This window comes from Malonomonas rubra, from assembly GCF_003247215.1.
Classification (GTDB): Bacteria; Desulfobacterota; Desulfuromonadia; order Desulfuromonadales; family Geopsychrobacteraceae; genus Malonomonas; species Malonomonas rubra_A.
In genome coordinates this window covers 22,811-39,835 of record NZ_QKAP01000141.1, presented here as the reverse complement: position 1 = coordinate 39,835, position 17,025 = coordinate 22,811, and the positions used below count along the sequence as shown (strand labels likewise).

General features: G+C 56.7%; 17 protein-coding genes. 3 read left to right on the top strand and 14 right to left on the bottom strand.

Annotated elements, in window-relative coordinates; all coding sequences use genetic code 11:
- Positions 1-16: 16 nt before the first annotated feature.
- Positions 17-922 (bottom strand): ROK family protein, encoded by a 906-nt coding sequence (locus Q7J88_RS14530; protein WP_303722958.1) that lies wholly within the window; start codon positions 920-922, stop codon positions 17-19.
- A gap of 185 nt (positions 923-1,107) precedes the next feature.
- On the opposite strand from Q7J88_RS14530, the gene Q7J88_RS14525 reads away from it, so the two are divergent.
- The gene (locus Q7J88_RS14525; protein WP_303722957.1) at positions 1,108-1,602 is read left to right on the top strand and encodes a C40 family peptidase; all 495 of its coding nucleotides are present in this window, start codon (positions 1,108-1,110) and stop codon (positions 1,600-1,602) included.
- Between the two features lie 3 nt (positions 1,603-1,605).
- Here Q7J88_RS14525 and Q7J88_RS14520 read toward each other — a convergent pair whose 3' ends face one another.
- The 9 genes from Q7J88_RS14520 to Q7J88_RS14480 all read right to left on the bottom strand — a co-directional run bounded on the left by Q7J88_RS14520 (position 1,606) and on the right by Q7J88_RS14480 (position 10,692).
- On the bottom strand, positions 1,606-2,421 hold the full coding sequence (locus Q7J88_RS14520; RefSeq protein ID WP_303722956.1) for a ZIP family metal transporter: 816 nt from the start codon (positions 2,419-2,421) through the stop codon (positions 1,606-1,608).
- Between the two features lie 141 nt (positions 2,422-2,562).
- Entirely contained in the window at positions 2,563-3,444 is an 882-nt protein-coding gene (locus tag Q7J88_RS14515) for an ATP-binding protein (RefSeq protein WP_303722955.1), read from the bottom strand.
- A gap of 305 nt (positions 3,445-3,749) precedes the next feature.
- Positions 3,750-5,195 (bottom strand): DegQ family serine endoprotease, encoded by a 1,446-nt coding sequence (locus Q7J88_RS14510; protein ID WP_303722954.1) that lies wholly within the window; start codon positions 5,193-5,195, stop codon positions 3,750-3,752.
- Positions 5,196-5,206: 11 nt separating this feature from the next.
- On the bottom strand, positions 5,207-5,614 hold the full coding sequence (locus Q7J88_RS14505; RefSeq protein WP_303722953.1) for a response regulator: 408 nt from the start codon (positions 5,612-5,614) through the stop codon (positions 5,207-5,209).
- A 422-nt stretch (positions 5,615-6,036) separates the two neighbouring features.
- Positions 6,037-7,401, bottom strand: coding sequence for a sigma-54 dependent transcriptional regulator (locus Q7J88_RS14500; protein WP_303722952.1), 1,365 nt, complete (start codon positions 7,399-7,401; stop codon positions 6,037-6,039).
- Complete coding sequence (locus Q7J88_RS14495) at positions 7,398-8,876, bottom strand: sensor histidine kinase (RefSeq protein ID WP_303722951.1); 1,479 nt, start codon at positions 8,874-8,876, stop codon at positions 7,398-7,400. The genes Q7J88_RS14500 and Q7J88_RS14495 overlap by 4 nt, the downstream gene beginning before the upstream one ends.
- Before the next feature lie 74 nt (positions 8,877-8,950).
- Positions 8,951-9,664: a 16S rRNA (uracil(1498)-N(3))-methyltransferase gene (locus tag Q7J88_RS14490; RefSeq protein WP_303722950.1), complete on the bottom strand. Its 714-nt coding sequence runs from the start codon at positions 9,662-9,664 to the stop codon at positions 8,951-8,953.
- A 60-nt stretch (positions 9,665-9,724) separates the two neighbouring features.
- The gene (locus Q7J88_RS14485) at positions 9,725-10,213 is read right to left on the bottom strand and encodes a permease (protein WP_303722949.1); all 489 of its coding nucleotides are present in this window, start codon (positions 10,211-10,213) and stop codon (positions 9,725-9,727) included.
- Positions 10,210-10,692 carry a permease gene (locus Q7J88_RS14480; RefSeq protein ID WP_303722948.1) on the bottom strand — a complete coding sequence of 161 codons (483 nt, stop codon included), beginning with the start codon at positions 10,690-10,692 and terminating at the stop codon, positions 10,210-10,212. Before Q7J88_RS14480 ends, Q7J88_RS14485 begins: the two co-directional genes overlap by 4 nt.
- A gap of 169 nt (positions 10,693-10,861) precedes the next feature.
- On the opposite strand from Q7J88_RS14480, the gene Q7J88_RS14475 reads away from it, so the two are divergent.
- Positions 10,862-11,407, top strand: a complete 546-nt coding sequence (locus tag Q7J88_RS14475; protein WP_303722947.1) for an NADH peroxidase — start codon at positions 10,862-10,864, stop codon at positions 11,405-11,407.
- Between the two features lie 84 nt (positions 11,408-11,491).
- On the opposite strand, the gene Q7J88_RS14470 is transcribed toward Q7J88_RS14475, so the two are convergent.
- The 4 genes from Q7J88_RS14470 to Q7J88_RS14455 all read right to left on the bottom strand — a co-directional run bounded on the left by Q7J88_RS14470 (position 11,492) and on the right by Q7J88_RS14455 (position 15,978).
- The gene (locus Q7J88_RS14470; RefSeq protein WP_303722946.1) at positions 11,492-12,928 is read right to left on the bottom strand and encodes a carbon starvation protein A; all 1,437 of its coding nucleotides are present in this window, start codon (positions 12,926-12,928) and stop codon (positions 11,492-11,494) included.
- A 132-nt stretch (positions 12,929-13,060) separates the two neighbouring features.
- A complete protein-coding gene (gene btsR, locus Q7J88_RS14465; RefSeq protein ID WP_303722945.1) occupies positions 13,061-13,771 on the bottom strand; it encodes a two-component system response regulator BtsR in 711 nt (236 codons plus the stop codon).
- Entirely contained in the window at positions 13,768-15,441 is a 1,674-nt protein-coding gene (locus tag Q7J88_RS14460; RefSeq protein WP_303722944.1) for a sensor histidine kinase, read from the bottom strand. Before Q7J88_RS14460 ends, btsR begins: the two co-directional genes overlap by 4 nt.
- Before the next feature lie 192 nt (positions 15,442-15,633).
- Positions 15,634-15,978: a 4a-hydroxytetrahydrobiopterin dehydratase gene (locus Q7J88_RS14455; protein WP_303722943.1), complete on the bottom strand. Its 345-nt coding sequence runs from the start codon at positions 15,976-15,978 to the stop codon at positions 15,634-15,636.
- Positions 15,979-16,095: 117 nt separating this feature from the next.
- On the opposite strand from Q7J88_RS14455, the gene Q7J88_RS14450 reads away from it, so the two are divergent.
- Positions 16,096-17,010 carry an IPT/TIG domain-containing protein gene (locus tag Q7J88_RS14450; RefSeq protein ID WP_303722942.1) on the top strand — a complete coding sequence of 305 codons (915 nt, stop codon included), beginning with the start codon at positions 16,096-16,098 and terminating at the stop codon, positions 17,008-17,010.
- Positions 17,011-17,025: the final 15 nt, after the last annotated feature.

The following is a 17,025-nucleotide window of genomic DNA, read 5'->3' as shown; positions in this document are numbered from 1 at the left end:
GATATTTCCTTTGCTTTCACCGTCGGTTGTTCGAGGTTGATCCGGAAGGCCAAAGCCAGGCGGCTCCGCGAACGCCGCTCGAGTCACCGTGGAGGTTTCTGACCAGCCGGGTGGTGACTTGGTCGGAAAATACATACATTTGCCAGAGCTTCGGCACTTCGCTGTAGAGCGATTCGATGTTCGAAAGGCCGCCGCCAAGTACAATAAAGTCCGGGTCAAGCAGGTTGATGACCGATGCCAGTGCCCGCGCCAGTCGATGCGCGTGACGGCGCAGGCTTGCCGCTCCCTCCGTGCGGGTGGCGATTTCCTCTCCACTTCTCTTCTGACCGGTGTGGAGCAGGTGGTCCGCCATTAACCCTGGGCCGGACAGGAAGGTTTCGATACAGCCGCAGCGGCCGCAATAGCATTTCGGCCCCGGCAGCTCTTCCGCTTGTGGCCAAGGGAGCGGGTTATGTCCCCATTCCCCGGCAATAGCATTGCAGCCGTTCAAAACCTTACCGTCGATAACTATGCCGCCGCCGACGCCCGTACCGAGAATGACACCGAATACGTTTTGTGCACCCGCTGCCGCACCGTCGACGGCCTCGGAGAGGGCGAAACAGTTGGCGTCGTTGGCCAGGTGCAGAGGGCGCTGCAGCAGCTTTTGCAGATCCTCTTCAAACGGCTTGCCGATCAGCCAGGTCGAATTGGCGTTTTTGATCAGTCCAGTTGCTGGAGATGTGACCCCAGGGATGCCGATACCGACACTGCACCGGTGGCCGATCTCGGTTTCTGCTGATGTGACCAGTTCATGGAGGGAACGTAGCGTGGCATCGTAATCACCGCGGATGGTCGGCACCCGGCGACGCAGGCGTATCTCGCCCTGTTCGTCGAGCACAATAATTTCGGTCTTGGTTCCTCCCAGGTCGATCCCGATCCGCATCCGTCACCTCTCAGTGTCAATTTTTGTCAGTTAATGCATCGAGTCGGTAATTTTTGCATTGCAAATTACTTTAGCAGTTTCTGACTACAATCGCTAAGGGGTTGAATTCATTTTACCATCAGAGTAGGTCGCAGGTGGAATAGGATTTGCTGAAGCTAATATTGGTGAAAAGATGGAGGTGCGTGATGCGAAAACTCAAATCAGCCCCGCTTGTGGCTGGGATAGTCCTGCTGGCGGCCTGCGCGGGACCGCAGAAGTCACAGCAAGTTCGGGTTGAACAGACACCAGCCGTTACTGCTCCAGCGCTGTCTCAAACGACGCAGGAGTCGGTTGTCGGTACTGCGCGCAAGATGCTCGGTGCGCCGTATCGTTATGGGGGGGCTGGGCCAAGTGGTTTCGACTGTAGCGGCTTGGTCAGTTATGCCTACCGTAGTGGCGGTGTTCAGGCTCCGAGAACCTCAAGCGAGCAATTCCGTCAGTCGAACCGGGTTCCGTTACAGAATCTGCAGCCGGGCGACATCCTCTTTTTCCGTCTCAGTCCACTGGAGGTGTCGCATGTCGGTATTTACGATCGTGACGGGCGTTTCATTCATGCGTCATCTTCTGGAAAACAAGTCAGTTACGCTTCCCTGGATAATCCGTACTGGCGCGAGCATCTGATCGGCGCAGGCCGGTTTTAACGATCAGCCCAAGGCGACGTCGAGCAGCATCATTACCGCAAAACCGATCATCGTAGACATGGTGACTAGGTCGATGTTGCCCTGAACCCGCTGCGATTCCGGGATCAGTTCTTCAACCACCACAAAGATCATCGCCCCGGCGGCAAAGCAGAGAGCGTAGGGCAATATCGGCTGCATCACGATCACGAACATCGCGCCCATAACTCCAGCGATCGGTTCGACGATGCCGGATGCCTGTCCCATCATAAAACTCTTGCCGCGGCTCAGCCCTTCCCGTCGCAGAGGCATCGACACCGCTGTTCCCTCCGGAAAATTCTGAATGCCGATGCCGATTGCCAAGGCAATCGCCCCGCCGATATTTGCCGACGGAAGCCCCGCATCAATCGCACCGAAAGCGACGCCGACCGCCAACCCTTCCGGGAAATTATGCAACGTTATCGCTAGCACCAGCAGGGTGCTGCGCTGCCAGGAGGTCTTGACCCCCTCACTTTGGTTCATTTTCAACCCCGGATGCAGATGCGGTAGGAACTTGTCGGTCAAGCGCATGAAGACACCACCGCCGAGAAAACCGATCACTGCAGTCAGCCAAGGAATTTGGCCCATCTGTTCGGCCATTTCTATGCCGGGACTGAGCAGCGACCAGAAACTGGCGGCGATCATCACCCCGGCGGCGAAACCTAGAGTTGCGTCGAGGTGTTTCGGGTTGATCTCGTTCTTTACAAAAACGGCAGCGGCTCCGGCGGCAGTGACCCCCCAGGTAAAGAGAGTGGCTAGCAATGCTTGAGTGATCGGACTGAGCTGAAGAAAGGAGTCGAGCATGTTTCCCTCCGGGAAAGAAGGTCTGTTGTTGAGACGAAACGTCTCTAGTTTTAACATAGTCGGAGGGGATTTGCCGAATCGGGGCAAAAAAAAAACGGGCGGAATCATTCCCGCCCGTTGCTTGTGGCAAAAAGGTTTTTCCTATTTCATCAGGTATTTGCCGACCCAGTTTTTGGAAAACTGATAGGCGGTTCGGCCGCAGCGTTTACTCTTTTGATGACTCCATTTGATCGCTGCCTGCTGCAGGTCATTGCTCCAGGGGACCGGGCGGCCGAGGTCTTTGCTCCAGCGCTCAATGCAGAGCTTGACCGCTTCCAGATAGCGCTCCTGCGAGAAGACATGGAACGGTACCCAGAGTCCGAAGCGATCGGACAGCGAGCTCTTTTCCTCCTGAATTTCACTCTGCTGCAGCTCGCCTTTGACGTATTTGCCGCCCAGGTGGTCGCCGTCGTACTCCGGCAGCAGGTAGCGGCGATTACTGGTGACGTAGATCAGCACGTTGTCAGGCGCCGAATAGACGGAACCATCAAGTGCGCTCTTCAGCATCTTGTAAGCCAATTCGCCGGTTTCAAAGGTGAGATCGTCGCAGAGCAGGATGAAGCGGTAGGGTTGGTCCTCGATCGCCGCGAAAATCTCTGACAGGTAGATCAGATCCTCCTTTTCCACCTGGATGATTCTTAAGCCTTGGTCTGCGTATTCATTGAGCAGCGCCTTAACGATGGAGGATTTGCCAGTGCCGCGCGACCCCCAGAGCAAAGCGTTGTTGGCCGGCAGCCCCTGCAGAAACTGTTTGGTGTTATTGACCATGGTCTCTTTCTGCTCCTCGACGCCGAGCAGTTCTTCCAGCCGGGTGTTGTCGGTCACCTTGACGGGCTCCAAGTAGCCGGAGAAAGAGTGGCGGCGCCAGTTGGCGGCGTGGCACTTGGCCCAATCGACCGGTTTGCTTGCTTTTGGCAACAACATCTCCACCGAGCCGAGCACACGTTCGAGTTGGGCGACTACTTCAGGTTTCAGGTTCATCATCTTCTTGCTCTCTCTTTTGTTAGATACAAATATGCGCAACAGTTTTCTAATCGGGAAAGGTAACCGGAAACAATCTGTCACAAATGGGGAGTCACTACGCGATAGGCGGGACAAGCATTGAAACCATCCTGCAGCTTCCAGTGAACGACTGTATACGCCAGAACGATGTTTGCTGTCAAATAGGGTGTGCAGTTAAAAAAATGGGGAACCCTGCTGATTCCCCAAAACCGGACGTTGGAGGTAACGCCCAAAATGTGCTGTGGTGGCCGCTCAGCGCTGAGCAGAACGCTGAGCGGCCGGGTGGATCAGTCAGTCAGTTTCAGTGCCAGATAGCGGCTGGCTTCGCCCTGTCGGACCAGAAGCAGGACGGTTTTTTTATCCGATTCCTTGATCATTTCCTTTACCTGTTGTGGTTCGGTGACCGCTTTACGGTTGACCTCTTCGATCAGGTCTCCCCGCTTGATACCGGCTCGGTCGGCGATCGAATCAGCCTCAACGGCGGTTACCAGAACACCTTTCTCTCCTTCATAGCCGAACTGACCGGCCAATTCATCGGTTAGTTTCTGCAGACTCATCCCGAGTTTGGGCAGCTTGTCGGCGCTGACCGGTTTGCCCTGCTCATCGGTTTCCAACGAACCGATCGTTGCTTTGATCTGCTTCTCCTCACCGTCGCGCAGCACGGTCAATTTGATCTCTGTGCCGGGGCGGGTCAGGGCGATTTGGTTGCGGAACTTGGCAACCTTGTCGACCTTTATGCCGTCCAGTTCGAGGATTACATCCCCTTGTCGGAGGCCGGCCTTTGCCGCTGGAGAATCTTCAATGACTTGAGCGACCAGAATCCCATCGATTTGCTCGAGGCCGAAGGAATCGGCCAGATCCTTATTGATATCTTGGATATAAATACCTAGGCGGCCGCGGGTGACCGTGCCATGCTCAACCAGTTGATCGCGGATGTTTTTTGCCATGTTGATCGGAATGGCGAAGCCGATCCCCATATAGCCTCCGCTACGGCTGAAGATGGCGGTGTTCATGCCTATCACCTGGCCGTCCAGATTGATTAGCGGACCGCCTGAGTTGCCCGGGTTGATCGCTGCGTCGGTCTGAATGAAGTTCTCGTAATCGCTCAGGCCGATCCCACTGCGCCCTTTGGCGCTGACGATTCCGGCTGTCAGGGTGTGGGAAAGGCCGAACGGATTGCCGAACGCCAACACCCAGTCGCCGACCTCCATCTGGTCGGAGTTGCCGAGTTTGAGGAACGGAAGTTTTTCATCGGCTTCAATCTTGATCAGTGCCACGTCGGTCGGTGGGTCAGTGCCGATCGTTTTGGCGGTGAATTCGCGGCCGTCCAGCAAGCGCACCGTGACCCGGTCGGCATCACCGACTACGTGGTTGTTGGTCATGATATAGCCGTCAGCAGAGATGATGAAGCCGGATCCCTGCCCCACCGACTGGTGTTTACGTGGGGTATTATGCGGGCTCTGCTTCTGGTCTGGTTGGCCGAAGAAGCGCCGGAAAAATTCGTCACCAAACGGGGTGTTGCCGAACGGATTGCTGAAGTTCTGTTGTTCGACCTCCTTTTCGACCTGAATATAGACCACCGCTGGTGATACCTGCTTGGCGACACTGCGGAAGGCCTTGCCGCTTTCGCGCAGGCTTTCTAGCCCGACATCTTGAGCTACAGCCGGCAACGTTGCAGTAATGACCAGTAACAGTGGGAGTAACAAAAAGGTAAGCAACTTCAATAGTTTCATGATCAGCTCCTCTAGGGTTTTGCTTGGTGTGGATTACGGAGGCTGGTGGTACGAACCAGCTCAATCATCTCATCCAGATCAAACGGCTTGTCAATGATCGCGGCCGCTCCGAAGAGCTCGGCTTGCTCGTGTGTTTTCCGGTCGCCAAAAGCGGTCATGCAAATAAAGGGTACCGACTGCTGGTTATCCAGCTGACTTTCCAGAACTTCCAGTCCGGTCAGGGCGGGCATTCGCAGATCGGTAATCACCAGATCGAAGGGGTCACCTTCCGCCAACCGCTCTAGCAGATCGAGGCCGTTGGTGCAGCAGCTGACCAGGTAGCCGGCGCGGGTCAGGGTAAAATCGAGCAAATCGCGCAACGCTTCATCGTCTTCAGCAAGCAAAATATGCGGATGAGTGTCGAGACAGACAGCTTCCATCGAATAAAAGTCTCCATAGATATGTTTTACTCACTTATTACGCAACCAGTATGCCAAAATTTCAGACAGAAAAAACGGTCATTTAGCTTGGTATGTGCCGGGGCATAGTTCCCCATTGGGGCAAAATGCCCCAAATGCAGATCGTACATAAGTGAAAAAATGTAGGCAAAAATCGGGGTGGAAATGGCGTGAAAAAGGCAAAAGAAAACGGGGAACCCTGCTGATTCCCCGTTTTCGAGCGTAGGAGGTAACGCCCACTCGGTATAACCGGAAAGCGTCGCTGAGCAGTACGACAATGTCCGGTCATGTATTGTTGACAAGTTAATTTAGCAATCAACGTGCCAAAATGAAAGTGCCAGAAAAAGGGAACTTAGGGCTCTGTGTGGAGGGACATTCTTCCCCGCCGGGGCAAAATGCCCCGATCACTCTTTGAGTTTGCGGTAGAGGGTCTTTCGATCGACACCGAGCATTTTGGCCGCCAGGGTGCGGTTGCCGTCCAGTTGCTCGAGTACTTGGTGAATATAGCGTCGTTCCATTTCCTCCAGCGGCAGGATGGTGCCGGGATCGACCAAGCTGGTCGGGAGTGGTGCCTCACCGCTCGGGTGCTTGACCTGTTCCGGCAGATCTTCGACGGTCAACAGGTCATGCACACTTAGCGCTAAAGCCCGCTCGATGATGTTGTGCAGTTCGCGAACGTTGCCCGGCCAGTGATAGCCGAGCAGGCAGGCGGCAGCCGGCTGGGCCAAACCGGTGATCGACTTGCCGAACTTTTTACTCAGCTGGCGGATAAATTCGAGTGCCAGCAGCAGAATGTCATTGCCCCGCTCGCGCAGCGGAGGCAGGTGCAGGTTAATAACGTTGAGCCGGTAGTAGAGGTCGCTGCGGAAATCCTGCCGGCTGACCGCTTCGCTCAGGTCGCGGTGACTTGCGGCAATGACTCGTACGTCGCAGTTGATCTCCTGCGACCCGCCAAGGGGGCGGACTTTATGATCTTCCAACACGCGCAGCAGCTTCGGTTGCAGGGCGAGAGGCAGCTCGCCAATTTCATCGAGCAGCAAGGTGCCGCCGTTCGCCTCCAGAAACAGTCCTTTGCGCCCTTCCCGCGCATCGGTGAAGGCGCCTCGCACATGGCCGAACAGCTCGCTTTCGAGGAGGGTTTCCGGCAGAGCTGCGCAATTGATGGCGACGAACGGGCCATCGCTGCGTTTGCTCTGCCGGTGCAGGGCCCGGGCGACCAGTTCCTTACCAGTGCCGCTTTCGCCGCTGATCAGCACCGAAGTGTCGAGTTCAGCTACCCGCACGATCTGCTGCTTGATCTGCTGCAGGGCGCGGCTTTCTCCGAGCAGCTCATCATCTGGTTGCTGGCGACGAACCTGATCCTTGAGAAGACGAACCTTTTCCTGCAGATGCCGGTGTTGCAAGGCGCGGTTGAGCGAAATACTCAGCAGATCGAGATCGACCGGCTTGGTGACAAAGTCGTAAGCCCCGGCGCGCAGGGCGGCGATGGCAGTTTCCAAGCTGCCGAAGGCGGTCATGATCACCACCGGTAGATCGGGTCGGTTCTCCTGCAGCTCTGCACACAAATCGATGCCGCTGGTACCGGGCATGTTCAGGTCGGTCAGCACCACGTCGATCTCTTCGCTGTGCAGGATTTCCCGCGCAGCGTTGACGCGTAGCGCACTGGTGACGGTATGGCCGCGCCGCCGCAGGTCCTCTTCTAAGAGTTCGCAGAGGTCCTGGTCGTCATCGATGACCAGGATTCGGCCGGGCAGCTTGGTTTCGGTCATTGGTTTTCTCCAGCTTCCGCGGCAGGCAGGTAAACGGTAAAGCAGCTGCCTTTGCCCAAACTACTTTCGACATTGATCCAGCCTCCATGTTCTTCGATAATGCCGTAGGCGATCGACAGACCGAGACCGGTACCTTGCCCAACCTCCTTGGTGGTGAAAAAGGGATCGAAGATATGCGCTAGATCTTCTGTGTTGATGCCGCTCCCCTGGTCTCGGATCAGCAGCGAGTACCAGGATTCAACAGTGCTGTTCACCGTTTCCGGTGGTTTTACCTCTCGTTCCGAACAGGCTTCCAGTTCCAGTCGACCACCGTCGTTCATCGCCTGGATACCGTTGAGAGCGAGATTGAGCAGAACCTGTTGCAACTGCCCCGGGTCGGCGCTCACGTATAGAGGTTGCTTCGCTTCATGCAAAATGACTTCGACCTTTTTCTCTTTACGACTAGGTTCCAGCAGTGGGGTAACGCTGCGCAGCACTGTGTTCAGTTCCACCTGTTGTTTCCGGGCTTCGCCACGGCGGGCGAAGCTGAGCAGCTGGCGCATGATGTTGGTCATCCGCTCGACCTGCTCGCCGATGATCTTCGCCGAGCGAGTAACATCCTCGGCGGGCAAATTTGCAGAGTTGATCAGTTTCGCGCGGCCGCTGATGACGTTGAGCGGCGTACCCAGTTCGTGGGCCATGCCGGCCGACAGTTTTCCCAGTGTCGCCAGCCGCTCGGTGTGGCGCAGTTTTTCCAGCGCTTCGATTTTGGCCTGGTTTGCGGCCTGCTCCGCTTCCCGCGCCTCAGCCAGCTGGGCGCGCATCCGCTCTATGGTGTTTCCCAGGTCGGCCAGCTCGTCACCGCCGGAAAGGTTGAGACTGGTACTGAAGTCGCCGGTGCCAATCCGTTCGGCCTGGGCGCGCAGACGGCGCATTGGCCGGTTGACCCAGAGGCTGCCGAGTACGCCCATCAGTAGCAGGCTGGAGATGACCATGGCCCCGATCACCATTGCCGAGCGACGCAGGCTCTCTTCGACGTAATCGTGCATTTCGTCCATCGATTCCGATAGCTCGATGGCACCGATCCGATGCCCGTCGATCACCAGCGGCAGGTAGGTCAGCAGGTAGTCGCGCCCTTCGGCGGAGGCGGCCAGCAGGGCGACGGTTTCCTCGTCGTACAGATCATCCAGCTGGTCGATCGGCACCCGTGGCAGATATTTTTCCGGGGCCTCCTTTTCGACCCAAACCCAGCGGACCAGGGTTTCACCATGCACCTGATTAGCACGCTGGAGAAAGGCAAGTGCTTCCCGTTCACCGCGCTGCTGCCAGATCTCGGTAACCATAACGCGTAGGCTCTCGCCCAGATGGCGGGCTTCGCGGCTGAGACTTGTCTTCAGTTGCTCGCGCTCGCGCTGGATCGAGTAGTAGCTGAAAATCGAAAAAATCAGGGCAATGCCCAGAAGGACCGCTACAGTGATTTTAACTGTCAGGCGCATCTTCGAACCCGGTCAGAAAAGGAAATTTACTTTATCCTGCTGTGCGGGCAGGACATTGTCAAGCCCCAGCTCCCTCAGCCCGGCAACAGACGGGACAACAGCGCCGGAACCGCTGTTTCCACCCGCAGAATGCGCTCGCCCAGACTTATCGCTGTAAACCCACATTCGGCCAGTTTGTTGATTTCGTAGGGAATAAAGCCGCCTTCCGGTCCTATCGCTAGGGTTGTTGGGCGGTTCGGCTGCAGAGCCCCCAACCTGTCAGCGGTCGGATGTGCGACCAGGGCGGTTGTACCCTTGCAGAGCCCCGGTAGCTCGTCTTCGACAAACGGCTTGAAACGTTTGCGCAGGTGCACTTGCGGCAGAATGGTGTCGCGTGCCTGCTCCAGCCCGAGCAACAACTGCTCGCGCAGCTTTTCGGTTTGCAACAGCGGACTGCCCCAGAAACTTTTTTCCACCCGGTAGCTGTTGATCAGGTAGATCTGCTTGACCCCCAGCGAAGTGACCCCCTGCAAGACCCGTTTGAGCATTTTGGGCCGCGGCAGTGCCAGCAGCAGAGTGACCGGCAATGGCGGCGGGGGTGCCTGGTGTAACTCGATTTCGAGGTCGAGGGATTGTTCATCGAAAACGATGATGGTGCCTGAACCGATCCGCCCATTGATTATTCCTATTTTCAGGGGTTTACCGGTCTGTAACTGGCCGGTTGCCAGCAGGTGCTGAAAACGCCGGTCTCTTAAAGTGACACGCTGGGGCGCTGAAAAATCGTTTTCTTCTAACAGGATCAGGTTCATGCTGGGCAGTCTAGCCAGTTTGTGCACTCCGCGGAAGCGGAAAGTTCTTGCTCGCTCTCATTACAGACCGCGTTTTTCCATAAACGCTTCGACCAACAGGCCTGTCGGGATTGCCAGCGCGATGGTGATCAGCGCGCGGGCCAGGGAGAACGGCCAACCGAGAAAACCGACCTCGATCGGGATCATCTGAATTTTGACCGCGTAGCTGGTCAAAACGATCGTCACCACCGCCCAGCGTGCGCCATGCTTGTGCAGACTCATCAACAGCGGAAAGATGATGTAGGCCGGACCGATCAACACCGTGCCGCAGAAAGTGGCAATCAACAGGCCCTTAACGCCTCCTTCGCGACCGAGCAGTTTGACGATCAACTCGCGGCTGATCCAGACCTGCAGCAGGCCGACCAAGCCGAAGACCGAGATGATCAGCAGAAGGACCGAACCCAAGGTGGTTGCACCGATCTGTAAGGCATGGGCGGTACGCCCAGGGGACGCCCAGAAGGCGTAGCCATAGAGACCCGCGGTAAGTAGCAGTAACCACTGGCGAATCATAACAGCAGTCCAAGCAGAAGCCCGCAGAGCATCGCTGCGACAAAGCTGATGCTGTTGCGCAACAGCGCAAAGCGCGCGCCGAAAATTTGCGCTTCGAAGGTTATGGTGATAATGCCGACCGAAATCCAGCTAACGATAAAGGCGGCGATCGCCGGTGGCCAGGCCCCGGCATCAAGCAGCGAACCGGCCAGCGGATAGGCGGCCAGCGGCGGCCCGATCGCTATTGCGCCTGCCCCCGCACCGATCAGCAGCCCGACCAGACCGCTCGATTCCCCAAGCCAGCGTGAGACCAGTTCTGCCGGTAAAAATTCCTGAAACAGTCCCACCAGCCCGAACACAGCCACCAGCAGTGGCATCATCTTCAGCAGTGATTTTCCGGCCATTTTCAGGGACTGCCCGGTTTTTTGCCGATCACGCAGTGTCAGCAGCAGGTATGCGCTGCCGATCAGCAGCAGGTATACCAATCCGACCCTAGTCATACGCTCTCCAAACAGCTTGCATCTCTTGTCTTCCGCAGTATCCTACTCTCATCGCTCCTGTTGTCACAATTATTTGTGTGAAAACATTTCTTGACACAAAAAAATAGAGCTGTATAATCGTGACCGTTTTGGTAACCAATAAGCCTGTCACTTAAAAGGAGAGGATCCGATGAAAAAATTTGTCTGCACCATCTGTGGTTATGTTCATGAGGGGGCCTGCCCACCGGAATTCTGCCCGACCTGTAAAGCTCCTGCGGAAAAATTCGTTGAGCAAACCGCCGGCGACATGGCCTGGGCCGATGAGCACCGTATCGGCGTGGCCAGGGATGTCGACCCAGAGATCATCGAAGGACTGAAGATGAACTTCACCGGCGAGTGCACCGAAGTCGGTATGTACCTGGCGATGAGCCGTCAGGCTGACCGTGAAGGCTACCCGGAGATCGCCGAAGCCTACAAGCGGATTGCTTTTGAAGAAGCTGAGCACGCTGCCAAGTTCGCCGAACTGCTGGGTGACGTTCTGCAGGCCGACACCAGAGCCAACCTGCAGGTCCGGGTTGATGCTGAGCATGGTGCCTGCCAGGGCAAGAAAGACTTGGCGACCAAGGCCAAGCAGCTTAACCTGGATGCCATCCACGACACCGTCCACGAGATGTGTAAGGATGAAGCCCGCCATGGTCAGGCTTTCGCCGGTCTCCTGAAGCGCTACTTCGGTTGATCGACACAGAGCAGAGCAGAAAGAAAAGCGGCCTTCCGGAATCGGAAGGCCGCTTTTTTATGTTCCGGTCGCGATGACTCGTACTTAGGCTTCACTGCTTTCCCCGAGTGGTTCCGGCAACTCTTCCGGTTGCTGGCGGAACTTGATCAGGAACAGGCCAAGGCTCAACACGGCCACGGCAATACCGATCGAGGTGGCCACCGGCAGTTTCAGGCCGAAACCGATCTTGGCGTAAGCCAAGTAGGTGCCGGCGACGGCGGTCATGAAGGTCGCCGGCAGTGTGGCGATCCAGTGGCACTTGGCTTCCTTGATCAGGTAGGCCGCGCCGGCCCAGAGGACGATGGTCGCCAGGGTTTGGTTGGCCCAGCCGAAGTAGCGCCATATCACGCCGAAGTCGCCGCGCGAAACCAGGAAGCCGATGGCGAACAGGGGGATCGCTAGTGCCAGCCGCTTGACCGCCTGCTTCTGCGGCAGGTTGACAAAATCAGCGATGATCAGCCGGGCGCTGCGGAAAGCGGTATCGCCGGAGGAGATCGGCAGGATGACCACGCCGATGATCGCCAGCAGGCCGCCGACCGGACCTAGCAGGGTGGTGGAGATCTCGTTGACCACAAAGGCCGGCCCACCTTGGCCGAGGGCGGCGTTGAGCGCCTCGGCACCCTGGTAGAAAGACATCCCCAGAGTCGCCCAGATCAGGGCGATGATCCCCTCACCGATCATGGCGCCATAGAACAGCGGGCGGCCATGCTTCTCATTGCCAATACAGCGGGCCATCAGTGGCGACTGGGTGGCGTGGAAACCACTGATCGCACCGCAGGCGATGGTGATGAACATCAGCGGCCAGAGTGGCAATTCCTTCGGATGCAGGTTGGCTAAGGTCATTTCCGGGAAGAACTGGTATCCCTTGGCGATCAGGGCAACGCTCAGACCCACCGCCATGAAGATTAGCACCGCGCCGAAGATCGGGTAGAGGCGACCGATAATCTTATCGATCGGCAGAATGGTGGCCAGGAAGTAATACGCGAAGATGATCGCCACCCAAGCCGGGACCGCGAGGCCAGTCAGGTTGCCGAGAAGCTTGGCCGGGCCGAGCACGAAGACCACGCCGACCAGGAGCAGCAGAACGATGGAAAAGAGACGCATGAACTGCTTGAAGCCGCCGCCGAGCTGGCCGCCGACCACGTCGGGGATGCTCTTGCCGCCGGAGCGGACCGACAACATTCCGGAAAAATAATCGTGCACGGCTCCGCCGAAGATGCTGCCGATGACGATCCAGATCAGTGCCGAAGGGCCATACAGCGCGCCGAGGATCGGACCGAAGATCGGCCCCAGTCCGGCGATATTGAGTAGCTGAACGAGGAAGATTTTGCGCGGCGACATCTCAACATAATCGACACCGTCCTGCATGGTGATGGCAGGCGTAGGACGGGTCGGGTCGGGGCCGAAAATGCGGTCGACCAGGGTTCCGTAAAAGAAGTACCCGATCACCAGCAGCGCGATACAGGCAAAGAAATACAGCATGGGACACCTCCACTTCATGGGTTAGCTTTAGTTTCACCCTAAAGGAAGAGTCATTCAATCTGCCAGCCGATACCTGCCGGCGGTCGTATCGATTGCTAAACGGTCAATAGGCGGGGTTGAATGGTTTAGCTGTTAAATGCCGATCAACCTCTTCACTTCTTTCAGATGTCGTCGGCTGACGGGTAGCAATTGCCCGCTGAGAGTTTTGATTTCCGCTACGCCACTCTCGCCGGGGATGATTTGATCGATCTGCTCCAGATTGACTAGGTAACTGCGGTGGCAACGGACCAATTCGGTTCGTTCCTCGAGTGCCTTAAGGGTCAGGTCGGTATTAAAACTCTGTCCGGCTATCGCTACATGAACGCCGCTGATGTCGGTCAAGGCGTATTCGACCTCGGCGACCGAGATCAGCTTGATGTTCCCACCCTTGATGCAGGGGATGCGGGTCAGTCGAGCGGTATCGTACTCGGGGGTGTTGTTGGCCCGCAACCTCTCCAGCAGTTTCTCCACCGTGACCGCCAAGCGCTCGGCCCGCACCGGCTTGAGCAGGTAGTCGAGGGTTTTCTCTTCGAACGCCTTGATGGCGAATTCGTCGTAAGCGGTGACGAACACCACCTGTGGCATGATTTCGTGATCGATCATGCTGAGCATCTCGAAGCCGTCGATCACCGGCATCTGGATATCGAGGAAGATCACCTCCGGCCGCTGTTTGTTGATCGTTTTGACCCCTTCGACGGCGTTGCCGCACTGCCCGTTAATTTCGAACCTCCCAGTCGCCAGCAGCAGCTTCTCCAGTTCGCGGCGGGCGTTCGGTTCGTCATCGATGATCAGACAGCGGATCATGGCCGTTCTCCTTGCGGAACGCTGATGGTGATCAAGGTTTTTTCCTCCGGTACGCAGGCGACCGAGATCCCGTATTGGTCGCCATAGAGGTTTTTGATCCGCTTGTCGACCAGATTCATTCCCAATCCGTCGCTTTGCAATTTTTCGCAGTAAGTCCCGGCGTTATCTTCCACTTCGATGCGGATTTGGCCTTCACTCTGTACCGCCCGGACCTTGACGATGCCGGTGCCGAAGATCTGCGAGATGCCATGTTTGATCGAATTCTCGATGATCGGCTGCAGGGTAAAGGTCGGCAGCTTGATACTCAGCAGCTCAGGGCTGATCTCGGTCTCGACCACCAGCCGGTCTTCGAAGCGGGCCCGCTCGATGGTCAGGTAGGAATTGACGTGATCCAGCTCCTCTTCGAGTGTCGCCAGGTCGCCGGATCGCTTGAGGTTCTTGCGGAAGAAGTTGGACAGGTGCAGGGTCAATTCCTTGGCCCGTTGGGCGTCCTGTTCGATGATGGCGATGATGGTGTTTAGCGCATTAAACAGAAAGTGCGGGTTGACCTGGGCCTGCACCAGCTTCAATTCCGATTTGGTCAACATGTTCTGCTGGCTCTCGTAACGGGAGCGGAGCAGCTGCTCTGACAGCAGGCTAGCCAGACCTTCACCGAGGGAGCGGTTGTTATTGAGAAACAGCTTGGTCTTCGGTTCGAAAAGGATGATGGTGCCGAGCACCTCGTTATGCACCGCCAGCGGAACGACCAGCGCCGAGCCGAGTGGGCAGCTTCGGCTGTGGGGACAGTTGAACGGCTCATTGATCCCATCGACGTAGACCACCCGATGCTGTTGAATCGCCCGGCGCACGTATTCGGAAGCGATTGCGAGCCCCGGCAGGTGATGGTCGGCACCGGCCCCGGAGAAGGCCAGATGTTTTTCCCGATCGGTCACCGCCACCGCGCCGACGCCAGTTTCTGCGCGGATGATTTCGACCATCTCGCCAGCGGTTTCGGCATTGAACCCGCAACTTAACAGCCCCAGTGTCTTTTCGGCGACTTTGAGTGCCTTGGCGGAGAAGGTCGCTCCGACCTCATCGACCATCTGTTTGCGGTCGCGCATGATACTGATAAAGAGGGCGGCGCCAACCGAATTGGCCAGTATCATTGGCAGGGAGATCACCTCGACCAGCGCCAGCGCTTCGGCAAACGGTCGTGCCAGAGCCAGAATAATCAGCATCTGCAGCGACTCGGCCAGTAGGGTTGCAACGAAAGCGATCTTCGGATTAAAGACATCCCGGACCCCTTGCTGACGCATCAGGTAGAGGTGAAACAGGCCGCCGATCAAACCTTCGGTGGTGGTCGAAACGCCGCAGGCAAAGGCGGTGAAGCCGCCTAGGGAAAAACGGTGCAGCCCGCCGGTAAGCCCGACCGCGAGCCCGAGCGCCGGACCCCCGATCAGGCCGGCCAACACAGCTCCGATTGCGCGGGTGTTGGCGATGGCGTCACTGACCGGGAGACCGAAGTAGGTTCCCAAAATCGAAAAGGCGGAAAACACGAAATAGAGGATCAGCTTCTGCCGCGGCTGCAGGTTCTCGGCAGTCAAGGGGCGGAACGCCGGTGATTTGGTGAACAGGTAGGCGATCACCATGAACACCGACATCTGTTGCAACAGAGAGAAGACCAGGAGCATGCAATGACCTCGCGCGCTGTGGAGATAGTCGATAAAAAGGGAGACTATATCCTAGCCTACTCTGGAAACTGTAGCTAAACAAGCGACTGTCCGGTCGGTGGGAAGGTATACGAAAAAACTTTCGTTGCTTGCAGCATAAATTAATATTCGGCAGATCCTCAGGTCAGCCGTTAAGTTCGGCAAGCATTGTGGTCACACATTCTCAACCAGTAGATCGGTCTTGGCCGCCATGATGAAATCGTTCTGGTGCAATCCGCCGATCTTGTGCGTCCACCAGCTGACCGTCACCTTGCCCCATTCGGTCAGGATCGCCGGGTGATGCTGCTGGGTCTCGGCGAGCTCGCCGACTTGGTTGGTAAAGGCGAGGGCTTGCCGGAAGGTTTTGAATTTATAACTGCGCGTCAGGCGCTGAATGCCATCAACCGAAATCACTTGCCAGTCAGGGAGTTGCCTTAAATTTTCTTCAACTTCCGCATCAGTGGCTAAAGGGGCGCCTTTGCGGCAGGGCTCGCAAGCTTGGCTTTGCAATTCGTTCATTGATTTCTCCTTCTCGTACCGGTTTAATTTTATTCTACTCTTTGTTGCGCAACCCTGCAGCAGCACTCCGCACCGGTTATAATGAAGACAACCGTTAAAAAAGCAGAGGAGGCTCAGATGGCTTTGAGATTGTCGTTTTTCCTTTGTTGCTGGTTACTGATAATTCCTCTCAGCAGTGCTGCGGAACTCCAGCTGCATGCGGTCAATCCCGCCGTTGTCCCTACGGGAGCAAACGTGCAGATTTTAGGGAGCGGATTTTCCGCAGCCACACAAGTGTTGCTCGGTGGTCAGGAATTGAAGCCGCAACTGATCAGTGAGGGACAACTGCAGTTGCTGATCCCGCAACTGCCGGAAGGGAGTTATGCCCTGCAGCTGACCGATGGGGTGGTCACCGCAGCGCAAAGTCTGAGCCTGTATATCGAGTTGCCTGCCCCCAGGATCACCGATATTAATCCTACTAACGTCAATGAATGCTCTAACCCTGAGGAGCGGCTGGTGACGGTCAGCGGCGGCGATTTCCAACCGGGCGCGAACCTGCTGATGAACGGATCGGCAGTGCCGGCCAGTATCGATAGCAGCCAATCGATCAGCTTTGTTGCGCCGCAGCTGGATGCCGGGATTTACGGATTGCAGGTGGTTAACCCGAACGGCAAGCGCTCGTTGCCGCATTCGCTCTATTTCAACAATATCCCCAAAATTTTCAGTCTCAGTGAAGGGGAGGATTACGTCGGTTCCTATCAGCTGATTATTGAAGGAAAAAACTTTTACCCCCACTCCTCCCTAGTGGTGCGGGAGTATCCGAGCGGGTTTGGCGATCTGCCACCGCAACAAAGGATCATCCATGGGCGGGATGTGATGCAGGGTTCCGCAGGTGCCCGGCTACGGGGACATGGCGACTACTTGAACTACGTCAACTGCAACACGCTGATCTACTACCGCTACCCGTACAGCGGTCAGGATAAGGAGTTGAGTTTACAGATTGTCAATCGCGACGGCAAGAGCTCGCAGGTCGAATATATCACCACCCGTTGAAGCAAAGAGCTGGTT